The organism is Stenotrophomonas sp. 22DLJC03 (assembly GCF_056861405.1).
The window spans coordinates 740540-760119 of record NZ_JBSPUG010000003.1 but is presented as its reverse complement, the minus strand read 5'-3'; the positions used below and the strand labels follow the sequence as shown (position 1 = coordinate 760119).

The 19580-nt window shown below is 66.4% G+C and carries 19 protein-coding genes; 10 read left to right on the top strand and 9 right to left on the bottom strand.

The window, feature by feature from the left end:
* Positions 1–108: 108 nt before the first annotated feature.
* The 4 genes from fghA to frmR form a co-directional block, all read right to left on the bottom strand.
* Entirely contained in the window at positions 109–939 is an 831-nt protein-coding gene (gene fghA, locus AC13GA_RS14175; protein WP_482998387.1) for an S-formylglutathione hydrolase, read from the bottom strand.
* A gap of 63 nt (positions 940–1002) precedes the next feature.
* Entirely contained in the window at positions 1003–1362 is a 360-nt protein-coding gene (locus AC13GA_RS14170) for a YqcC family protein (protein WP_428710271.1), read from the bottom strand.
* Positions 1363–1370: 8 nt separating this feature from the next.
* Positions 1371–2480 carry an S-(hydroxymethyl)glutathione dehydrogenase/class III alcohol dehydrogenase gene (locus AC13GA_RS14165; protein ID WP_480982185.1) on the bottom strand — a complete coding sequence of 370 codons (1110 nt, stop codon included), beginning with the start codon at positions 2478–2480 and terminating at the stop codon, positions 1371–1373.
* A gap of 57 nt (positions 2481–2537) precedes the next feature.
* The gene (gene frmR / locus AC13GA_RS14160) at positions 2538–2813 is read right to left on the bottom strand and encodes a formaldehyde-responsive transcriptional repressor FrmR (RefSeq protein ID WP_005411009.1); all 276 of its coding nucleotides are present in this window, start codon (positions 2811–2813) and stop codon (positions 2538–2540) included.
* A gap of 212 nt (positions 2814–3025) precedes the next feature.
* Between frmR and AC13GA_RS14155 the strand changes: the two genes are divergently transcribed.
* The gene (locus tag AC13GA_RS14155; protein ID WP_482998386.1) at positions 3026–6118 is read left to right on the top strand and encodes a TonB-dependent receptor domain-containing protein; all 3093 of its coding nucleotides are present in this window, start codon (positions 3026–3028) and stop codon (positions 6116–6118) included.
* 47 nt (positions 6119–6165) lie between these two features.
* Here the strand turns inward: AC13GA_RS14155 and AC13GA_RS14150 are convergent, their stop codons facing one another.
* On the bottom strand, positions 6166–7071 hold the full coding sequence (locus tag AC13GA_RS14150; RefSeq protein ID WP_482998385.1) for a LysR family transcriptional regulator: 906 nt from the start codon (positions 7069–7071) through the stop codon (positions 6166–6168).
* 131 nt (positions 7072–7202) lie between these two features.
* Between AC13GA_RS14150 and AC13GA_RS14145 the strand changes: the two genes are divergently transcribed.
* Positions 7203–8306 carry an alkene reductase gene (locus tag AC13GA_RS14145; RefSeq protein WP_426355170.1) on the top strand — a complete coding sequence of 368 codons (1104 nt, stop codon included), beginning with the start codon at positions 7203–7205 and terminating at the stop codon, positions 8304–8306.
* 99 nt (positions 8307–8405) lie between these two features.
* Positions 8406–8822: a VOC family protein gene (locus AC13GA_RS14140; protein WP_482998384.1), complete on the top strand. Its 417-nt coding sequence runs from the start codon at positions 8406–8408 to the stop codon at positions 8820–8822.
* 12 nt (positions 8823–8834) lie between these two features.
* Here AC13GA_RS14140 and AC13GA_RS14135 read toward each other — a convergent pair whose 3' ends face one another.
* Positions 8835–9530 carry a DAPG hydrolase family protein gene (locus AC13GA_RS14135; protein WP_136639620.1) on the bottom strand — a complete coding sequence of 232 codons (696 nt, stop codon included), beginning with the start codon at positions 9528–9530 and terminating at the stop codon, positions 8835–8837.
* A 76-nt stretch (positions 9531–9606) separates the two neighbouring features.
* On the opposite strand from AC13GA_RS14135, the gene AC13GA_RS14130 reads away from it, so the two are divergent.
* The gene (locus AC13GA_RS14130; RefSeq protein ID WP_046982990.1) at positions 9607–10269 is read left to right on the top strand and encodes a TetR/AcrR family transcriptional regulator; all 663 of its coding nucleotides are present in this window, start codon (positions 9607–9609) and stop codon (positions 10267–10269) included.
* Positions 10270–10317: 48 nt separating this feature from the next.
* Here the strand turns inward: AC13GA_RS14130 and AC13GA_RS14125 are convergent, their stop codons facing one another.
* Positions 10318–11202, bottom strand: coding sequence for a LysR family transcriptional regulator (locus AC13GA_RS14125; protein ID WP_428710409.1), 885 nt, complete (start codon positions 11200–11202; stop codon positions 10318–10320).
* Between the two features lie 107 nt (positions 11203–11309).
* Here AC13GA_RS14125 and AC13GA_RS14120 point away from each other — a divergent pair, with 107 nt between their 5' ends.
* On the top strand, positions 11310–12368 hold the full coding sequence (locus AC13GA_RS14120; protein WP_032129891.1) for an NAD(P)-dependent alcohol dehydrogenase: 1059 nt from the start codon (positions 11310–11312) through the stop codon (positions 12366–12368).
* Between the two features lie 91 nt (positions 12369–12459).
* Here the strand turns inward: AC13GA_RS14120 and AC13GA_RS14115 are convergent, their stop codons facing one another.
* Positions 12460–13824, bottom strand: coding sequence for a glutamate--cysteine ligase (locus AC13GA_RS14115; RefSeq protein WP_482998383.1), 1365 nt, complete (start codon positions 13822–13824; stop codon positions 12460–12462).
* Positions 13825–13976: 152 nt separating this feature from the next.
* Here AC13GA_RS14115 and AC13GA_RS14110 point away from each other — a divergent pair, with 152 nt between their 5' ends.
* From AC13GA_RS14110 to AC13GA_RS14100, 3 genes are all read left to right on the top strand, one after another.
* On the top strand, positions 13977–14681 hold the full coding sequence (locus tag AC13GA_RS14110; RefSeq protein WP_046982987.1) for a VIT1/CCC1 transporter family protein: 705 nt from the start codon (positions 13977–13979) through the stop codon (positions 14679–14681).
* Positions 14678–15502 (top strand): helix-turn-helix transcriptional regulator, encoded by an 825-nt coding sequence (locus tag AC13GA_RS14105; RefSeq protein ID WP_046982986.1) that lies wholly within the window; start codon positions 14678–14680, stop codon positions 15500–15502. The genes AC13GA_RS14110 and AC13GA_RS14105 overlap by 4 nt, the downstream gene beginning before the upstream one ends.
* A gap of 665 nt (positions 15503–16167) precedes the next feature.
* Complete coding sequence (locus tag AC13GA_RS14100) at positions 16168–17142, top strand: MBL fold metallo-hydrolase (protein WP_337302189.1); 975 nt, start codon at positions 16168–16170, stop codon at positions 17140–17142.
* Between the two features lie 120 nt (positions 17143–17262).
* Here AC13GA_RS14100 and yihA read toward each other — a convergent pair whose 3' ends face one another.
* Entirely contained in the window at positions 17263–17865 is a 603-nt protein-coding gene (yihA, locus tag AC13GA_RS14095) for a ribosome biogenesis GTP-binding protein YihA/YsxC (RefSeq protein WP_041864681.1), read from the bottom strand.
* 155 nt (positions 17866–18020) lie between these two features.
* On the opposite strand from yihA, the gene AC13GA_RS14090 reads away from it, so the two are divergent.
* Together AC13GA_RS14090 and AC13GA_RS14085 are read left to right on the top strand one after the other, a co-directional pair.
* The gene (locus AC13GA_RS14090; RefSeq protein WP_136638981.1) at positions 18021–18821 is read left to right on the top strand and encodes a c-type cytochrome; all 801 of its coding nucleotides are present in this window, start codon (positions 18021–18023) and stop codon (positions 18819–18821) included.
* Between the two features lie 106 nt (positions 18822–18927).
* Positions 18928–19578, top strand: a complete 651-nt coding sequence (locus tag AC13GA_RS14085; RefSeq protein WP_482998382.1) for a thiol:disulfide interchange protein DsbA/DsbL — start codon at positions 18928–18930, stop codon at positions 19576–19578.
* The last annotated feature ends 2 nt before the right edge of the window (positions 19579–19580 follow it).

Genomic DNA, 19580 nt, shown 5'->3' with positions numbered 1-19580 from the left:
ACGACACTCCACGTGCACCGCCATGGTAGTGCCGGCCGCTGGCCGGCAGTCCCAGGGAATCACAGGGCTGCAGGTTGCCGGCCAGCGCCCGGCACTACCGGAAAGCCGTCAGCCGTGCAGGGCGCGGGCGTGGTGGGCGATGTGCTCGCCGATGAAACTGGCGATGAAGTAGTAGCTGTGGTCGTAGCCCGGCTGCAGGCGCAGGGTCAGCGGATGGCCGGCGGCATCACAGGCCTGCTGCAGGCGCTGCGGTTGCAGCTGGGTCTGAAGGAATTCGTCCGCCTCACCCTGGTCGACCAGCAGCGGCAGGCGCTCGCTGGCCACTGCGATCAGCTCGCAGGCATCCCACTGCGCCCAGTCGGCCGGGTTGTCCCCCAGGTAGGCATGGAACGCCTTCTGCCCCCACGGCACGCGGCTGGGCGCGACGATCGGCGAGAACGCCGACACGCTGCGGTAGCGCCCCGGGTTGCGCAGCGCGATCACCAGCGCACCGTGGCCGCCCATCGAATGGCCACTGATCGCACGTGCATCGGTCACCGCGACGTTGGCTTCGATCAGCGTCGGCAGCTCCTGTGCCACGTAGTCGTGCATGCGGTAGTGCTTCGCCCACGGCGCACGGCTGGCGTTGAGGTAGAACCCCGCCCCCTTGCCGATGTCATAGCCTTCGGCGTCGGCCACGTCATCGCCGCGCGGGCTGGTATCAGGCGCGACGATGATCACGCCGTGCTCGGCCGCATAGCGCTGCGCACCGGCTTTGGTGATGAAATTCTGCTCGGTGCAGGTCAGCCCGCTCAGCCAGTACAGCACCGGCAGCTTGCGAGTCTCCGCCTGCGGCGGCAGGTACACGGCGAACTGCATGTCGCAGCCCAGCGTGGCCGAATGATGGCGGTAGACGTCCTGCCAGCCGCCGAAACAGGCGCGGTGTTCAATGCGTTCCATGGTGCTCTCCTGCGCGGCGCGTGAGCGCACGCGTGCTTCTGGTAGATGCCGACCTTGGTCGGCTTATCCACGCGCGGCGTGGATGCCTTTGTTGATCAGTTCATCCAGCTGCGCCAGCAGGCGCAGCAACGATTCGACGCCAGGCTGGCCATCAAGATTGCGATAGGCAGCCGCGGCCACATCGCTGCGCGGCGGCCACTGCCCGGCCGCGCGCGCCTCATGAAGGCGCGGCAGGAATACCTGCGCAAGCCACTGCTCGAACGGCATGCCATCGTCGCTGCCGAAGGCCGAGGTCACCACACGCGGTGGCCCCACCTCCCCCACTACCCAGCCCAGCGCACGCAACGCCTGCTCGATCGGGGCCACCAGGGCCGCGCGCGGGTCTTCCGCACGCGGCCGGTGCAGGGCATCCAGCCAGCCCATGACGCGGCTCAGTAGTGGACCACCGAACGGATCGACTTGCCTTCATGCATCAGGTCGAAGGCTTCGTTGATCTTGTCCAGGTCCATGGTATGGGTGACGAACGGGGCCAGTTCGATATCTCCCTTCATCGCGTCTTCCACCATGCCCGGCAGCTGGCTGCGGCCCTTCACACCACCGAAAGCAGTACCCATCCACTTGCGGCCGGTCACCAGCTGGAACGGACGGGTGGAGATCTCCTGGCCCGAACCGGCCACACCGATCACCACGCTCTGGCCCCAGCCACGATGCGCGCATTCCAGCGCCGCGCGCATCACGTTGACGTTGCCGATGCACTCGAAGCTGTGGTCCACGCCCCAGGTGGTCATTTCAACGATGACCTGCTGGATCGGCTTGTCGAAGTCTTTCGGGTTGATGCAGTCGGTGGCACCGAATTCGCGGGCCAGCTCGAACTTGGACGGGTTGGTGTCCACCGCGATGATGCGGCCGGCCTTGGCCTGGCGCGCGCCCTGGATCACTGCAAGGCCGATGCCACCGAGGCCGAACACCGCCACGCTGTCGCCTTCCTGCACCTTGGCGGTGTTGTGCACCGCGCCGATGCCGGTGGTGACGCCACAGCCGAGCAGGCAGACATGCTCCGGGTTCGCTTCCGGGTTGATCTTCGCCAGCGACACCTCGGCAACGACGGTGTATTCGCTGAAGGTCGAGCAGCCCATGTAGTGGTAGATCGGCTCGCCGTTGTAGCTGAAGCGGCTGGTGCCGTCCGGCATCACGCCCTTGCCCTGGGTGGCACGCACCGACACGCACAGGTTGGTCTTGCCGCTCTTGCAGAACAGGCACTCGCCGCACTCGGCGGTATACAGCGGAATCACGTGGTCGCCGGGCTTGACGCTGGTCACGCCCTCGCCCACTTCCACCACGATGCCGGCGCCTTCATGGCCCAGCACCACCGGGAACAGGCCTTCCGGATCATCGCCGGACAGGGTGAACGCATCGGTGTGGCAGACACCGGTGTGGGTGATCCTGACCAGCACTTCGCCTGCCTTCGGCGGGGCGACGTCGATCTCGACGATCTGCAGCGGCTGGCCGGGACCAAAGGCGACGGCGGCACGGGACTTCATGGTGGACTCTCCAGACATAAGGAAAACGGAATGAGCGGCGCGGTGATGCGCCATCGCTTATTTCAGGTACGAGCGGATCAATGCGCTCATGTCGCGCACGCGTTCGGCGCGTTGTTCATCGGAGGCCGCGGGCTGGCCGAACTCCTCGCGCAGATGGGCCTCCATCACCTCGGACATCAGGCCGTTGACCGCACCACGGATGGCGGCGATCTGCTGCAGCACCGGCCCGCAATCGGCGCCGGCTTCCAGTGCGCGGTCCAGCGCATCGCACTGGCCGCGGATGCGGCGCACGCGGGCCAGGACCTTCTTCTTCTCTTCGGGGGAGTGCGGCATGGCGAACTCTCTCGGAACTATACTGGGGGATAGTATACACAGGCGAGCGAATGAGGCCATATCGTGCTGGCGGAGCATGCTCCAGGGATAGATCAGCCCGTAAATATGAATGAATAATAAATAGATTCAATTGTTACTTTTTCATGACGTAGGGTGCCGTGTTCGCCTCTGCGTTTATCCCTGAGTCACATTGGCGTGACCAGGGAGAAATCATGTACCGACCGTTGTTCGCCCGCAGTCGCTTGTCTGTCGCGCTGGGTTCGGCATTGGTGCTGGTGGCCGCCGCACCGGCCATGGCACAGCAGGCCGCCACGCAGGAAGAGAAGGCCGAGCCCGCCAGCAGCACCAAGACCCCCGTACAACTGGACCGGATCACGGTCACCGGTTCTCGCATCTACCGCGCAGGCTTCGACACGCTGGAACCGGCCGCGGTAGTCAGCCGCGAATCGATCGAGAACTATGGCGATACCAACCTCATCGATGCGGTAACCCGGATTCCCGGCGTCAGCGCGGGCGTCAGTTCGCGGGGCGACCAGGCCGGCTTCGGTGCCGGCGTCAACTTCGCCAGCAAATTCGGCCTGGGCAGTAATCGCCTGCTGACCCTGGTCAACGGGCGCCGCTTCGTGACCTCCACCCCGCCCACCATCTTTGGTGCCGGCGGCGGCTCTGGCATCCAGGTCGACATGAACGCCATCCCCAGCGTCATGGTGCGACGCATTGAAAGCCTGAGCGTGGGCGGTGCCCCCACCTATGGCTCGGATGCGATCTCCGGCGTCAACAACATCATCCTGCGCGACAAGTTCGATGGCGCCGAAGTCGAGCTGGGCTACGGTAGAACCAGCAAGAACGACAACGAGCGCTACTCCTGGTCGGCCATCTTCGGTACCGACTTCGCTGATGGGCGCGGCCACATCGTGGTGGCCGCCGAGCTGGACAACGCCGACGGTGTGAACGCGCTGCAACGTGATTTCTACCGCCAGGGCTACAGCCTGCAGGCCAATCCCACGGTGGCCAATGCCACTTCCCAGCCCCTGCGCCGTCCGACCAATGATGGCCGCATCGACGGCAGCATTCCGTTCAACACCGGGCCCCGCGATGGCATCCCCGACCAGGTCTGGATCCGCAACCGGCGCATTGCCAGCATGACCTTCGGTGGCCTGGTGATGCCGGCCACCGGCAGCTACACGCGCAACGGCCTGGGTGACATCCTTGGCTTCGGCCCGAACAAAGACAAACTGTGGCAGTTCAACAACGAGGGCAAGCTGGTCGAGTTCAACCCCGGCACCAGCTACGCGGGCGGCAATGCCTCCGGCGGTGACGGCCTGAACCTGTTCGAGACGGTGCCGTTGATCGCCGACCTCGAACGACGCTCGGTGTTCTCCACCGGCAGCTTCGACTTCACCGACAACGTGCGCGGCTTCTTCGAGCTTTCACGATACGAAGCGACCGCCCGCGAAACCCTGGACCAGAACGTCTACAACGCGGTGTCCTTCGGCAATGCGCGCCTGGACGGTGGCGGTACCGCCAGCGGCGCGCTGACCTTCAGTGCCAGCAATCCGTTCCTCAGTGCGGAAACCCGCAAGATCCTCGCCGACAACGGCATCACCTCGTTCCGCCTGTCGCGTTCTTCGCGCGACCTGTCGATGAACAACGCCAGCACCGAAACCCGCCTGACCCGTGCGGTGCTTGGCCTGAGTGGTGCGTTCGAGGTTGGGAAACGCAACTTCAACTGGGAAGCCAGCGTCACCCACGGCCGTGGTGACTTCGACTACCTCGGCACCGGCCTGATCCAGCAGAACTTCATCAATGCGATCAACGTGACCACCGATGCCAGCGGCCGCATCATCTGCGATGCCACGAGCCCGGGCACTACGGCCGATGCGAACTGCCGCCCGCTGAACCTGTTCGGCGAAAACCAGGCATCACGCGAAGCCTTGGACTATGTCTCCACCCGGACCGTGGCCAAGGCGCAGACCCGCCAGACCGTCATCAATGCATCGGTATCCGGCGGCCTGTTCGATCTTCCCGGCGGCGAGCTGTCCGCGGCGGCCGGCTTCGAACACCGCCGCGAAGAAGGCTCCTTCACCCCCAGCGAGTACCAGCGCCTGGGCCAGGGCCGTTCGGTGCCGACCCAGGCGGCCGAGGGCAAGTACCACACCAACGAAGTGTTCGCCGAAGTGCTGGCGCCACTGTTCAATCCCGACTGGGAACTCCCGGGCCTGCATCGCCTGGACCTGACCGCCAAGTTCCGCCGCGTCGACAATTCCGTCGCCGGCGCGTTCAATGCGTTCACCTACGGCATCCAGTACGAACCGATCGCAGGCCTGCAGCTGCGCGGCAACAAGACCCAGTCACTGCGCGCGCCCTCCATCGCCGAGCTCTACACCACCCAGCAGCCGGCCTACTACAACATCCCGGAAGTGTGCTCGCTGGACAATATCAGCGGCGGCTCCAATCCGGCGGTGCGTCGCCGCAACTGCCAGGCATTCTTCGCCGCTTACCCGGGCGCCGATCCGAATACCTTCCGCCAGCAACCGACCAATACGCTGGGCTCGACCAATGGCAGCACCCGCCTGCAGAACGAAACGGCGAAGTCGTGGACGGCCGGCATCGTGTTCGCGCCGGAATGGATCCCGGGCCTGCGCGTCGCCGCCGACTGGTATGACATCAAGATCAACAACGTGATCACCTCGCTGAGCGCCAACGACATCATCACCGGTTGCTTCGACAACGCCGACTTCAATGCCGCCAACGTGCCCAATGCCAACCGCTTCTGCGGCCTGGTGACGCGTGATCCGAACACCGGCGTGGCTACCAGCATCAAGACCGAGTATGGCAACGGCCCGGTGCTGATGTTCCGTGGCTGGACCGCCGAGGTCGGCTACCGTTGGGACCTGTCGCGCTTCGGCGTGCTGGACCTGGACTTCTACGGCTACATGCCGAAGAACCGTGGCCAGGCCGCGAACCGGGACGTGCCGTTCGTCGAACAGGCGGGCAGCTTCAACGAGCCCAAGCGCCAGTTCCGCTGGACCGCACAGCACCGCATCGGCAACTGGAACTACGGCGTGGCCTCCAATTACACCAGCCGCGCCCAGTACACCATGACCGATACCCCGGAAAGTCGTCAGTACTTCTATCGAGACAGCTGGACCACCTGGGACGCCAACGTCACCTACCGCATCACCGATGCCGCTCGCGTGACGTTGTCGGTGATCAACGTAGGCGACGACATCGGGCCGTTCCCGTATGTGCTGGATTCACTGGGCCGTCGCTACATGGCCAGCCTGCGCTACAACTTCAAGTAGGCCAGGCGCAGCGGTTCCACAGGCGGGGCCCGGTTTCCGGGCCCCGCTCAATCGAACAATCCCTCACCCGCCAACCGGGTCAGTTCATCCACCACGTAGCGCACCTTGGGCCGCAGGTGGCGCGTCGGTGGCCACAGCGCATGGATGTCGATGTACCGCTGCATGTGCTCGTCCAGCACCGATTGCAGTGCACCGGATTCCAGGTGGCGACGCACCAGTGAAACAGGCATCTGGCAGATACCGAGCCCGGCGATGGCCGCTTCGATCACCGCGTCGCCGTCATTGAGTTGATACGGCGCACTGGGGATGAACGTTCCCTCGTCCTCCTCGCTGCCGATCCGCCACCAGACCGGCTGGCCATGGCGGAAGCCGACGATGCTGCGGTGCTGCGCCAGTTCCTCCACCGTGCGCGGCACGCCATGTGCCTGCAGGTACGCCGGCGATGCACACGTGACCAGGCGCTGGCGACCCAGCCGGCGCGCGACCAGATGCTCGGCATGGTGCAGCCCACCAAACCGGATCAGCAGGTCGATGCCCTCTTCGACCGGATCTACAAAGTGATCGGTGAAGGTCAACGTCAACTGCAGGTCCGGGTACTGCCGGCACAACCGCAGCAGCACCGGCAGCACCACCAGCCGCCCGAACGAGGACGGCATGTCGATGCGCAGCCGCCCGCTGGGCAGGCCGGCCGAACCCAGGCAGGCCTCGGCCGCGGAGATCTCTTCCAGCGCCGCCGCACACGACGCGTAGTACGCCTCGCCATCGGTGGTCAGTGCGATGCGCCGCGTAGTGCGGTGGAACAGGCGCACCCCCAACCGTGTTTCCAGCCGGGCGATGGCCTTGCCCACGGCCGAGCGCGAGATGCCCAATGCATCGGCGGCCTCGGTGAAGCTGCCCGAGCGTGCGGTAGTGACGAACGTCACCAAGCCATTCAAGGATTCCAGCGGCAGCATCTCTTACACCCCCATTGGGGACAAATAGTCCCGCACCAAGGGAGATCGAAGCGCTTTATGCGCCCGCATGTCAACTCCATCCTGTGTGCATCGCGCCTGTGGCGCCTCTCCCCCGCACCGAGATGACCGACATGACCGCCGCCCTCTTCCACCCCTACGACCTCGCTGGAGCCGCCCTGCGCAACCGCATCGCGATGGCGCCGATGACCCGCGCCCGCAATCCCGGCTCGATCGCCAACGCGCTCACCGCGCAGTACTACCGGCAGCGCGCCAGCGCCGGCCTGATCATCAGCGAAGGCACGCCGGTCTCGCCGCAAGGCCAGGGCTACATCGACGTGCCGGGCATCTGGTCAGCCGAACAGGTGGCCGGCTGGAAGCTGGTCACCGAGGCGGTGCATGCCGCCCAAGGCACGATCTTCGCCCAGCTCTGGCATGTGGGCCGCATGTCGCATTCCTCGCTGCAGCCCAATGGCGGCCAACCGGTAAGTGCGGGTACGCGCACGGTGGCCAGCGCGCCGAAGAACACCTCATTCGTGTATCTGGACGATGGCAGCCGAGGCCATGCTGATCCCACTCCGGCACGTGCACTGGCCACTGAAGAGATCCCGGGCATCATTGCCGACTTCGCACGGGGCGCCGACAACGCCATCGCCGCCGGCTTCGATGGCATCGAGCTGCATGCGGCCAACGGCTACCTGTTCGAACAGTTCCTCAACCCGCTCATCAACGAACGCGAGGACCGCTACGGCGGCTCGCTGCCCAACCGCACGCGATTGATCCTGGAGACCGTCGACGCGATGGCCCAGCGCATCGGCGCCCACCGCATCGGCGTGCGCCTGGCGCCGAACAACCTCACCTTCGACATGCCGTACTACCCCGACAACGAGGCCACCTATCTGTATCTGGCCGAGGAACTGGGCAAGCGCGGGCTGGCCTATGTGCATCTCAACGACAACCTGCAGGCAGGGCAGTCGGTGCTGGGCGAAGCGTTCCTGCAGCAGTTCAAGCAGGCCTACGGTGGCACCGTGATCCTGGCCGGTGGCATGACCCGCGAGCGCGCCCTGCAACTGGTCGAGGCCGGCACCATCGACCTGGCCGCGTTCGGCCAGCCGTTCATCGCCAATCCAGATCTGGTCGAGCGCCTGCAACGCGATGTTGCACTCGCCATACCCGATCGCGGCACCTATTACGGCGGCGGCGAAGCTGGCTATCTCGATTACCCGCGCGCACAGTAGATCCCCGCCATGCGTGGATGCGGCCGCACCCGCACAGCGCCGGTGCGCCGCATCGCACAGCGGGCGTACACTGCCCGCCCGGATTCACTGGATGCGCCCATGGATACGCCCACCGCATCATTCATCGTCAATCTCGACGTTCCCGATCTTGCGGTGGCTGAGGCCTTCTACACCGAAGCCTTCGGCCTGCAGATCGGCCGCCGCCTCGGCCCGGGCGCCGTGGAACTGCTCGGCGGACCAACGCCGCTGTACCTGCTGCAGAACGAGGCCGGCAGCGCCGCCACCGAGGACGGCGACGTGCGCGATTACGAGCGCCATTGGACGCCGCTGCACCTGGACTGGGTGGTGAATGAAATCGAAGCGGCGTTGGCACGTGCGGTTGCGGCCGGGGCAACACTCGAGCAGCCGCTGCGCGAACATCGCTGGGGTCGCATCGCCGTGCTGGCCGATCCTTTCGGCCACGGTTTCTGCCTGATCCAGTTCAGTGGCGAAGGCTACGACGCGTTGCTCGAATGACCAGCGCGTGGTTCACCACGGCAACGGCACTGCCTCGCCGTTGGCACGCTCGCCGTAGTACAGCGACGGCAGCAGGCGGGAAAGAAAACTGAACTCCGTGTAGCAGTGCTTGAGCAGGCCCAGGCCTACCGCATCGCTGGCATCGCGTTGCGGATCGGTGCTGTCCAGGCCGAGCACGAAACGGCTACGCAGCACGCAGCCGAACGGTGTATCGCGTGCCACATGCAACATCTGCCCGTCGCAGGGATCACCGTGCGCATCCAGACGCACGTGATCACCAAAACCGATGCGCGCGGCGATCACCGCCGACACATCTCCTGCTTCCTGCGCCGCCCGCAGGTGCTCGGGTGCGAGCAGCGTGCTCGGGTCATGGAACTTCAAACGCGCCGCCACCGGCGGGATGTCGGCGAGCGATTCCACGGCATGGATGCTGGCGCCGTGATAGCTGCGTCCGCGCTGCCAGGCCTCATCCCAGCCGCGATGTTCGACATGATCGACTGGATGCCACCAGCGGATGTGCTGGGTGGTCTCGAAGAAGGTGAACCACCAGTCCAGCATGCGGCCCTTGCAACCGTGCAGGTCAGTGCGCACCGCCACCAGCAAGGTGCCATCTTCCCGGCGCTGGATCCCGGTTTCCAGATGCATCGGTGCCGGGTCGAGCAGATCGTGGTGATCCAGCCAGGCGCGTGCGTTCACAGCGGTATCCATGAAGGTCTCCTACGGGGTTCGGATGCCCGACAATACGGAAACGTTCGTCGTTTCGCAATTGCCCGGATGAGGTAAGATGGGCGCAATGAACAGCACCACCCTGCCCGAGCCCTCAACGCCGACCCGCCGCCGCGGCCGTCCTGCGCGGCCGGAAGCCGAAGTCCGCCACGCCGTGCTGCAGGCCACGCTGGAGCTGTTGCTGGCACAGGGTTACGAGGCCACCACCATCGAAGCGGTGGCGGCGCATGCCGGGGTGGCGAAGAAGACCGTGTACCGCCACGCCAGCAACCGCGAGGAACTGGTCGGGTTGGCGGTGCGCGAGTGGACCGACGGCTTCGCGCCGCAGCTGCAGCGCGATGCGCGCGACAGTGACGAGGTACTGCCGCTGCTGCAGGTCATCCTGCAGGCAGTGTGTGCACAGGCGCTTTCGCCGCAGGCGGTGCAGGTGTTCCGCCTGCTGGCGACGGACTTTCCCGGCAAGGAAGCGCTGCTGCAGGCCTACCTGGACAACGGCATCGAGCGCTGCCGGGCGCTGTTGGCCGACTGGCTGGCACGGCAGCAGCAGCGTGGGCTGCTGCGCGAGGGAGATGCCGCGTGCATGGCACGGCTGATCCTGGCGATGGCCGTGGCCGAGCCACTACGCGAACGCGTGATCGGTGTGGTGGCCGAGGATGCGCCGGTAGAGGTGCATCTGCGCGAGTGCATGGCGTTGTTGGCGCCGGTGTTGCAGGCGCCGTAGCGTGGCGCCATCCACGCATGGCGTGGATCTACTGGAGCAGACCAGCACTCACTCGCGCAGCATATCCACGAACGCACGCAGTGCACCGGGCATCTGCCGCTGCTTCGGGTAGTACAGCGCGAAGCCGGCGAACGGCTCGCTCCAGTCTTCCAGCACCGCCACCATCTGGCCCGATTCGATGTAGGGCCGCGCGGTGTCTTCCAGCACGTAAGCCAGGCCGATTCCATCGAGCACCGCGCCGACCACGGTGCCCTGCTCGCCCAGCGTCAGCCGTCCGGGCACGTCGATCTCCAGCGCCTGCCCACCGCGCTCGAACTGCCACTTGTACAGATGCCCGCTGGCGAAGCGGAAGCGGATGCATTCGTGTGCAGCGAGATCGCGCGGATGCTGTGGCGCGGGGTGACGCCGCAGATAGTCCGGCGAGCCGACAATCAGCCCGCGCAGCGGTGGCCCCATAGGCACTGCCACCATGTCCTCGGGCACGAACTCGTGCAGGCGCACGCCGGCGTCGTAGCCCTCGGCCACGATGTCGACCAGGCCGTCGTTCTCGGTCAGCTCCACCCGCACGTCGGGATGGGCGCGCAGGAAGCGCGCCAACCGCGGCCCCAGCTGGGTCGACACCGCCGCGCGGGTGGCGTTGATGCGCAGCAGGCCAGCCGGGACAGCACGGAACTGATTCATCTCCTCCAACGCATCGTGCACCTGCCCCAAGGCCGGCTGCAGGCGCTCCAGCAGGCGCTGCCCGGCCTCGGTCAGGGCCACGCTGCGGGTGGTGCGATGGAACAGGCCCACCCCCAACCGTTCTTCCAGCGCGCGGATCGCATAGCTCACCGCCGAGGTCGACAGCGCCAGTTCGGCGCCGGCACGGCGGAAGCTGCGGTGGCGGGCCACGGCCGCGAACGCGGCCAGGTGCGTGAGATTGTCAGTGGCCATGATTGTGCAGTCCTACTTGATGAATCATGCCGATATCCGTGCTTCTTGCCGCTGAGTACGGGGCGTATTGTAAAACGCCTTTCGACAAACCCTGCCAAGGATTCCCAATGTCCCTCGCCCGTGGTTACGCCGCCCATTCACATACCGACCCACTGATCCCGTACGAGTTCGAACGCCGCGCGGTCGGCCCGGACGATGTGCGTATCGAGATCCTCTACAGCGGCATCTGCCACTCCGACCTGCACCAGGCCCGCGACGACTGGGGTGGTTCGATCTACCCGATGGTGCCGGGCCACGAGATCATCGGCCGCGTGACCGAGGTCGGCAGCAACGTCACCCGCTTCAAGGTCGGCGACCATGCCGGCGTGGGCTGCATGGTCGATTCCTGCCGCCACTGCGATGCCTGCGAGCACGATCTGGAGCAGTACTGCGCCGAAGGCGCGACCTGGACCTACAACGGCCGTGAACGCGAAAGCGGCGCGCCCACCTACGGCGGCTATTCCGACCACGTGGTGGTCGAACAGCGCTTCGTGGTGAAGGTCTCCGAAACGCTGGACCTGAAGGCGGCCGCGCCGCTGCTGTGCGCCGGCATCACCACCTGGTCGCCACTGCGCCACTGGAAGGTGGGGCCAGGCCAGAAGGTGGGCGTGATCGGCCTCGGTGGCCTCGGCCACATGGGCGTGAAGTTCGCCAAGGCGCTCGGCGCGCACGTGGTGATGATCACCACCACGCCGGAAAAGGGTGCCGATGCCAAGCGCCTGGGCGCCGACGAAGTGCTGGTCTCGCGCGATGCCGCACAGATGAAGGCACATGCGGGCAGCTTCGACTTCCTGCTCAACACCATCCCGGTCGGCCATGACACCAACCCGTACATGGGTCTGCTCAAGCGCGAGGCCACCATGTGCCTGGTCGGCGTGCTGACCGAACTGGACCCGCCGCTGACCGGTGGCAGCGTGATCTTCGGCCGCAAGCACCTGACCGGTTCTGCGATCGGCGGCATGGCCGAGACCCAGGAAATGATGGACTTCTGTGCCGAGCACGGCATCGTCAGCGATGTCGAGATGATCGACATCAAGAACGTCAATGAAGCCTGGGAGCGCATGGCGAAGAACGATGTGCGCTATCGCTTCGTGATCGACATGGCGACGATGAAGAACGCCGCCTGATCCAAGGCAGGTGTGAAAAAGAAAAACCCCGGCAATGCCGGGGTTTTTCTTTTGGTAGTGCCGGCCGCTGGCCGGCAACCCCGCAAGGCGATCAATACGCGAACTCGCGGAACACCGGATCGACGTCGCCGTGCCAACGGCCATGGAACAACGCCAGCTTGCGCTCGGCGGGGGTCAGGCCGGACTCGACAATTTCCTGCAACACGTCCAGGAACTTGCTCTCGTCCTGGCCGTCGGCATTGCGTGCGGCACGGCGCTTGAGGCCTTCCACGGAAATCTTCACCGCCTCGCGGGCCAGGTCACGCACGCTGCCATTGCGGAACGGCAGGTTCATCGCATGCTTCGGCACGCCGTCACGCAGCGCATGACGCTCGGCCAGGGTGAAGTCACGCACCAGATCCCAGGCGGCATCCAGGGCGGTGTGGTCGTACAGCAGGCCGACCCAGAATGCCGGCAGCGCACACAGGCGGCTCCACGGGCCACCATCGGCGCCGCGCATTTCCAGGTACTTCTTCAGGCGCACTTCCGGGAACGCGGTCGTGGTGTGGTCCGACCAGTCGCGCAGCGTCGGCAGCTGGCCTGGCAGCACCGGCAGCTTGCCCTGCATGAAGTCGCGGAAGCTCTGCCCGCTGGCATCGTGGTAGATGCCATCGCGGTAGGAGAAATACATCGGCACATCGAGCAGGTAGTCGACATAGCGCTCGTAACCGAAGCCGTCCTCGAACACGAAGTCGAGCATGCCGGTACGATCGGCATCGGTATCGGTCCAGATGTGCGAGCGGTAGCTGAGGTAGCCGTTCGGCCTGCCTTCGGTGAACGGCGAGTCGGCGAACAGTGCGGTGGCGATCGGCTGCAGCGCCAACGACACGCGGAACTTCTTCACCATGTCCGCTTCGCTGGCGTAATCCAGGTTCACCTGCACGGTGCAGGTGCGGGTCATCATGTCCAGGCCGAGCGAACCGACCTTGGGCATGTACGAGCGCATGATCTTGTAGCGGCCCTTGGGCATCCACGGCATTTCATCGCGCGTCCACTTCGGCTGGAAGCCCATGCCGAGGAAACCCAGCTGCAGTTCACCGGCCACCTGCGCCACTTCATTGAGGTGGGTGCCGGTTTCCACGCAGGTCTGGTGGATGGTTTCCAGCGCCGCACCGGACAGTTCCAGCTGGCCGGCCGGTTCCAGCGTCACCGAGGCGCCATCGCGCAGCAGGGCGATGGTGTTGCCGTTCTCCTGCACGGGTGCCCAGCCGAACCGCACCAGACCATTGAGCAGCGCTTCGATGCCGCGCTCGCCTTCGAAGGTCGGCGGACGCAGGTCATCCAGGCGGAACCCGAACTTCTCGTGCTCGGTACCGATGCGCCACTGCGCGCGGGGCTTCTCGCCGGAGGCGATCTCCGCCACCAGCTGCGAGCGGTCGGTAATGGGCGTATCGGCGACGTGGCTGGGGCTCGACAAGGGGAGGACTCGCTGGACAGTGGCAGGGGATGTGGGGCTGGGAGCCTTGCATCGCAAGGGCGCACTATAGCGTGGCACTTCATCGCGTCATGCGACGGTGACGGGTTTCAGCATCCTACCGACACCCTCTTGACCCTCGTACACTCAGGGCCATGAGCCGCCATTCACGACATCCCGAGCTCCACCGTGCCGATCGCGTCGGCTGGCTGCGGGCCGCCGTACTGGGCGCCAACGATGGCATCGTCTCGGTCGCCGGCCTGGTGGTCGGCGTGGCCGCCAGCGGCGCCTCCGCCGCGACCATCCTGGCCACCGGCGTGGCTGGCACCGTGGCCGGCGCGATGTCGATGGCCGCCGGCGAGTATGTGTCGGTACAGACCCAGGCCGACACCGAAGACGCCGACCTGGCGATGGAAAAGCGCGAACTGCACGAAGATCCGCACAGCGAACTGGACGAACTGACCGCGATCTACCGCCACCGCGGCCTGGAGCCGGCACTGGCGCGGCAGGTGGCCGAACAGCTCACCGCCCACGATGCGCTGGGCGCCCACGCACGCGACGAGCTGGGCATCACCGAAGAACTGCGCGCACGCCCGCTGCAGGCGGCGATGGCCTCGGCCGGTGCCTTCACCTGCGGCGCCGCGCTGCCGGTGCTGACCGCGCTGCTGGCACCGGCCGACAAGGTAGCGATGATGACCACGGCCAGCACCCTGCTCGGCCTGTGCCTGACCGGCGCAATGGCCGCCCGGGCCGGCGGTGCTTCGCCTGCACGCGGTGCGATCCGGGTAATGTTCTGGGGCGCGCTGGCGATGGCCGCCGCTGCCGGTGTCGGCAGACTGCTGGGAGCCCACGTGTCATGACCACGATGCTGCCACCGGCCGTCGCCCTGCTGGCAGAGATGGCCAGCCTGGCCGGCTGCGAGCGCGCCGAAGGCTATGCCTGCATCACTGCGCGCCGCGAACACGGCGCCAGTTCGGTGGAAATTCCACAGCCGCAGTTCGCAATCCTGCTGGAAGGCCGCAAGCAGGTACGCACCGCGCATCAGTCGCTGGATTTCGTGCCCGGCGACATCCTGCTGATCACCCAGCGCTGCCGCATCGATGTAGTCAACACGCCCGACCCGGGGACCGGCCGCTACCTCAGTGCCATCGTACCGCTGTGTGCCGAAGTACTGGCCGCGGCGCGCACGCTGTGGAGCGAAGCGCTGCCCAGCCCCGGCCCGATGATGGGGCGGTTGCCATTGACCGAGCATGGCGCGGTGCTGCGACAGTGGCGGCAATCGCTGCAGGACGGCCGTTACAGCGACGCACGGCTGGCCCTGGCCTCGCTGGTACTGACCCTGTGCCGGCAGGGCCATGGCAACCTGCTGCTGCCGCAGGTACCGAGCCTGGGTGAACAGATCCGCGACCGCATCGCCGCCGAACCGGCCCGCGACTGGCAATCACGCGATGTGGAAGAGCAGTTCGCGCTGAGCGGCGCGACCCTGCGCCGTCGGCTGGCAGCCGAGCGCACCAGCCTGCGGCAGTTGTTGACCGAGGCGCGGCTGGCACATGGAATGACGTTGCTGTACACGACGGATCTGCCGCTGAAGACCGTGGCCGCACGCGCGGGCTACCGGTCTGCCGCCAGTTTCAGCAAGCGCTTTGCCGAGCAGTACGGGCTGGCTCCTACAGACATTTGAGGGTGTTCGGCAGGGCTGCGCCCTGCACCCGCAGAGGCAACGGCAACAGCCGAAGCAACAGCAACAGCGTGCATTCCGTGGGATGGCGGGGCACTGTGGGCTTGCGGGGACGCCGTAAACCCGTCCGTGGGGGCTTGGTCGCGGCATCCATGCCGCTCACACCCCGCAACCCCACAGTGCCCCGCCTTCGATAGATTCCGGCGGCTGTTGGTAGGTGTCGACCTTGGTCGACACATCTGTCAGATATCGAATGAAATTCTGGGGTCAGATCCAACAGATCGAGGAAAACTGTCGAAGGCGGGGTGGGTCCGGTTGCGGGGGCGTGAGCCGCATGGGCCCGAGGCATGCCTCGGGCGGGTTGGGCAGGACGCCCAACCCGGGCCTTGCCGTGTGCGCAGGACAGCGCACACGAGCAAGCGGCGACCGAGCTTACATGGACGTACTTGCAGCGTCCCCCGCAACCGGACCCACCCCGCCATCCCACGGATAGCCGCTGTTGCTGTTGCTGTTGCTGTTGCTTCGGCTTTTGCCTCTGCGGGTGCAGGGCGCAGCCCTGCAGACACCCCTTCCCTGAGCATTCCGCGTAGTGGTTTGAGCGCCGCGCGCACACCGGCCACGGCAGGCTATGCAGCAACGGAATTGCCCGTCATCCACCGAGAACCGCCATGACCCTGCGTCACCTGCCGCTGCACGGCGCCCTGCTGCTGGCCCTGTCTTGCCTGCCGCTGACCGCGCTGGCCGAAGCCACCTCGCCTGCCCCCACACAACAGGTGCCCGGCGTCTACCACCAGCGCGTCGGGGCGCTGCAGGTCACCGCCCTGTTCGATGGTGTGGTCGCACTGGGCCGGCAGGAAGTGGTGGACGTGCCGCCGACGCTGGTCAGCCGCCTGCTGGAAGGTCGCTATGTGCCGGAAGACAAGAAGGGGCTGCAGACCGCGATCAACGCTTTCCTTGTGCGTCAGGGCAATCACCTGACCCTGGTCGATACCGGTACCGCGCAGTGCTTCGGTCCTGGCCTGGGCCAGGTGCTGGGCAATCTGCGTGCTTCCGGCGTCGACCCGGCCGAGGTGGATGACGTGCTGCTGACCCATGCCCATCCGGATCACCTGTGTGGCGTACTCGACGCGCAGGGCAAGCCGGCCTACCCGAACGCCACGGTGTGGCTGTCCAAGGCCGATGCCGGTTACTGGCTCAACCCGGCCAGCGAGGCCAGTGCACCGCAAGGCGTACGCTTCGCCTTCCCACTGGCACGCAACGCGGTAGCGCCGTACCAGGCCAGCGGCCATCTGCGTACCTTCAGCCCCGGCGATGCCCTGCCCGGCGGTGCTGTGGCGATGGATACCCATGGCCATACCCCGGGCCATGTCTCCTACCGGTTCGACAGCCTGGGCCAGTCACTGCTGGTGTGGGGTGATGTGCTGCACTTCCACGCGGTGCAGTTCGCGCACCCGGAGGCCGCGTTCGAGGCCGATTCGGACCGCAAGGCGGCCATCACCAGTCGCCGCAGCCTGCTGCAGCAGGCCACCGCCAACCGCTGGTGGGTGGCAGGTGCGCACCTGCCGTTCCCCGGCCTGGGCCATGTGCGCAGCGAGGGCCAGGCCTATGCCTGGGTGCCGGCGGAGTATTCGCCGCTGAAATGAAACCTTGCAGAGCCGAGCTCATGCTCGGTTCTTCGGGGTCTCGCCGCGCTGCGCGCGGCAGCCGAGCATGGGCTCGGCTCTACAGGAATGCCGCCGGGCGTCGCCCGGCGCACCTTGTTCTTATTCCAGCCCCAGCCAGCCGCCGATGATGCCGCGGGCTTCGTCCACACCGGTGCGGGCGGCGCCGGAGAACACCTGCACGCTGACCGTATCCCCGAAGGAGGAGTGCAGTTCCTTGCGCACCTTCTGCAGGGTCTGCATCTGCTGGCTGCGGCTCAGCTTGTCGGCCTTGGTCAGCAACGCATGCGCCGGCAGGCCACGCTGCACGGCATAGGCCAGCATCTGCCGGTCGTAGTCCTTCAGCGGGTGGCGGATATCCATCACCACCACCAGCCCCCTCAGCGCATTGCGGGTGCGGAAGTAGCGGTCGATGAAGGCCTGCCAGTGCGCCTGCAGGTCCAGCGGCACCTTGGCGTAGCCGTAACCGGGCAGATCGACCAGATGGGCTTCCGGGGTCACCTGGAAGAACACCAGCTGCTGGGTGCGGCCGGGGGTCTTGGAGACCCGGGCCAGGCTGTTCTGGCGGGTCAATGCGTTGAGAGCACTGGACTTGCCGGCGTTGGAGCGGCCCGCAAAGGCCACTTCGGCCCCCTCATCGGGCGGCAGCTGCCCCATGTTGTGGGCAGAGAGGTGGTATTGAGCGCGTTCGATGAGCAATGACATGTGCATAGGATCGCATGTTGCGGCACCGCGCGCCCGGCCCAGGGCCCTCTGCCGGGAAAATGCTGCACTGCTGCGTTGACCGTGCGCGGAAACGGCGTTGATAATCCGGGCGATGCCGTGGCTGCCGCCCGGCCCGGTCCATACGGAGCTTTAGCATGCGCCACGCTCGCGTTCTTGCCGTATCCGCCCTTGCCACTGCCGTAGTCGTTGCCGCCGCTGCGTTCGCGCAGACCACGTTGACCCCGCTGCCCGACAACGGGCCGATCAACACCGCCTCGCTGGAGGTGGATTTCAGCAAGACCCACTGGGGCGATGCCAAGGCAGGCCAGACCAAGGCCTCGGCCTGCGCGGCCTGCCATGGCGCCGACGGCAACTCCACGGTGGAGATGTACCCGTCCATCGCCGGCCAGAGCGAACGCTACGTGGCCCAGCAGATGGCCCTGATCGCCAACGGCCAGCGCAGTTCCGGTGCGGCGGTGGCGATGGTGCCGTTCGTGCAGAACCTCACCCCGCAGGACATGCGCGATATCGGCGCGTTCTTCGCCACGCAGAAAGCCACCGCCGGCATCGCCGACGACACGGCGGTCACCGAAGGCCCCTACAAGGGCATGAAGTTCTATGAGATCGGCCAGCAGCTGTACCGCGGCGGCGACGCCAAGCGTGGCCTGCCGGCCTGCATGGCCTGCCACGGCCCCAGCGGCGCCGGCAATCCGGGCCCGGCCTACCCGCATATCGGTGGCCAGCACGCCAGCTACGTCGCGCGGCGCCTGCAGGAATACCAGGCCGGGCAGACCCACGAGACCGACAAGGCGCACTTCCAGATCATGGCTGCGGTCGCGCAGAAGCTGAGCGAGCAGGAGGTGCAGGCGCTGTCGAGCTACCTGCAGGGCCTGCACAACAAGGCCGATGACGTGGCTGCCGCGCCTGTGCCGGCACAACCGGCCGCCGCCCCCTGACCACCATTGGTCGGCCCGGGCCGCCACCACGGCCCGCGCCTGCGGTATGTTTCCTTCACGCCGGCGACTGCGCCGGCGTTGCTTTTTTCAACGGAGATGCGTGTCGATGAGGTTGATTTCCCGCCTGCTGTTGTCCCTGCTGGTCCTGCTGCCGCTGGCCGCCAGCGCCGCCCCCCCTGCCAACGCGCCGCTGGTGGAAGGCAAAGACTACGAACGCATCGCCCAGCCGGGCCCGTTCCAGCCGCTGGCCGGCAAGATCGAGGTGGTCGAAGTCTTTGGCTACACCTGCCCACACTGCGCCCATTTCGAGCCGCAGCTGGAAGCCTGGGCGGCCAAGCTGCCGGCCGACGTGCGCTTCACCCCGGTCCCGGCCGCATTCGGTGGCGCCTGGGATGCCTGGGCGCTGGCCTACTACGCCGCCGACCAGGTAGGCGTGGCCAAGCGCAGCCACGCGGCCGTGTTCAAGGCCCTGCATCAGGATGGCTCGCTGCCGATGCAGAACGTCTCGGCCGATGAGCTCGCCAACTTCTACAAGGCCTATGGCGTGACCCCGGACCGCTACATCCAGGCCCTGCGCAGCGATGCGGTGCAGAAGAAGGTCGACGCGGCCCGCGCCTTCGCCCAGCGCACCAAGATTCCGGGCACCCCGGCGATCATCATCAACGGCCAGTACCTGGTGCGTGGCAACAGTTTCGACGACCAGCTGCGCATCGCCTCGGCGCTGATCGCCCAGGCCCGCGCCGCCCGCGGCCGCTGAAC

Coding starts and splice junctions, on each gene's coding strand:
- AC13GA_RS14130 (WP_046982990.1), top strand. CDS start 9,607: ATGGGCGCAATGAACAGCACCACCCTGCCCGAGCCCTCAACGCCGACC.
- AC13GA_RS14120 (WP_032129891.1), top strand. CDS start 11,310: ATGTCCCTCGCCCGTGGTTACGCCGCCCATTCACATACCGACCCACTG.
- AC13GA_RS14170 (WP_428710271.1), bottom strand. CDS start 1,362: ATGGGCTGGCTGGATGCCCTGCACCGGCCGCGTGCGGAAGACCCGCGC.
- AC13GA_RS14155 (WP_482998386.1), top strand. CDS start 3,026: ATGTACCGACCGTTGTTCGCCCGCAGTCGCTTGTCTGTCGCGCTGGGT.
- AC13GA_RS14135 (WP_136639620.1), bottom strand. CDS start 9,530: ATGGATACCGCTGTGAACGCACGCGCCTGGCTGGATCACCACGATCTG.
- yihA (WP_041864681.1), bottom strand. CDS start 17,865: ATGTCATTGCTCATCGAACGCGCTCAATACCACCTCTCTGCCCACAAC.
- fghA (WP_482998387.1), bottom strand. CDS start 939: ATGGAACGCATTGAACACCGCGCCTGTTTCGGCGGCTGGCAGGACGTC.
- AC13GA_RS14110 (WP_046982987.1), top strand. CDS start 13,977: ATGAGCCGCCATTCACGACATCCCGAGCTCCACCGTGCCGATCGCGTC.
- frmR (WP_005411009.1), bottom strand. CDS start 2,813: ATGCCGCACTCCCCCGAAGAGAAGAAGAAGGTCCTGGCCCGCGTGCGC.
- AC13GA_RS14125 (WP_428710409.1), bottom strand. CDS start 11,202: ATGGCCACTGACAATCTCACGCACCTGGCCGCGTTCGCGGCCGTGGCC.
- AC13GA_RS14105 (WP_046982986.1), top strand. CDS start 14,678: ATGACCACGATGCTGCCACCGGCCGTCGCCCTGCTGGCAGAGATGGCC.
- AC13GA_RS14090 (WP_136638981.1), top strand. CDS start 18,021: ATGCGCCACGCTCGCGTTCTTGCCGTATCCGCCCTTGCCACTGCCGTA.
- AC13GA_RS14140 (WP_482998384.1), top strand. CDS start 8,406: ATGGATACGCCCACCGCATCATTCATCGTCAATCTCGACGTTCCCGAT.
- AC13GA_RS14150 (WP_482998385.1), bottom strand. CDS start 7,071: ATGCTGCCGCTGGAATCCTTGAATGGCTTGGTGACGTTCGTCACTACC.
- AC13GA_RS14100 (WP_337302189.1), top strand. CDS start 16,168: ATGACCCTGCGTCACCTGCCGCTGCACGGCGCCCTGCTGCTGGCCCTG.
- AC13GA_RS14165 (WP_480982185.1), bottom strand. CDS start 2,480: ATGAAGTCCCGTGCCGCCGTCGCCTTTGGTCCCGGCCAGCCGCTGCAG.
- AC13GA_RS14145 (WP_426355170.1), top strand. CDS start 7,203: ATGACCGCCGCCCTCTTCCACCCCTACGACCTCGCTGGAGCCGCCCTG.
- AC13GA_RS14085 (WP_482998382.1), top strand. CDS start 18,928: ATGAGGTTGATTTCCCGCCTGCTGTTGTCCCTGCTGGTCCTGCTGCCG.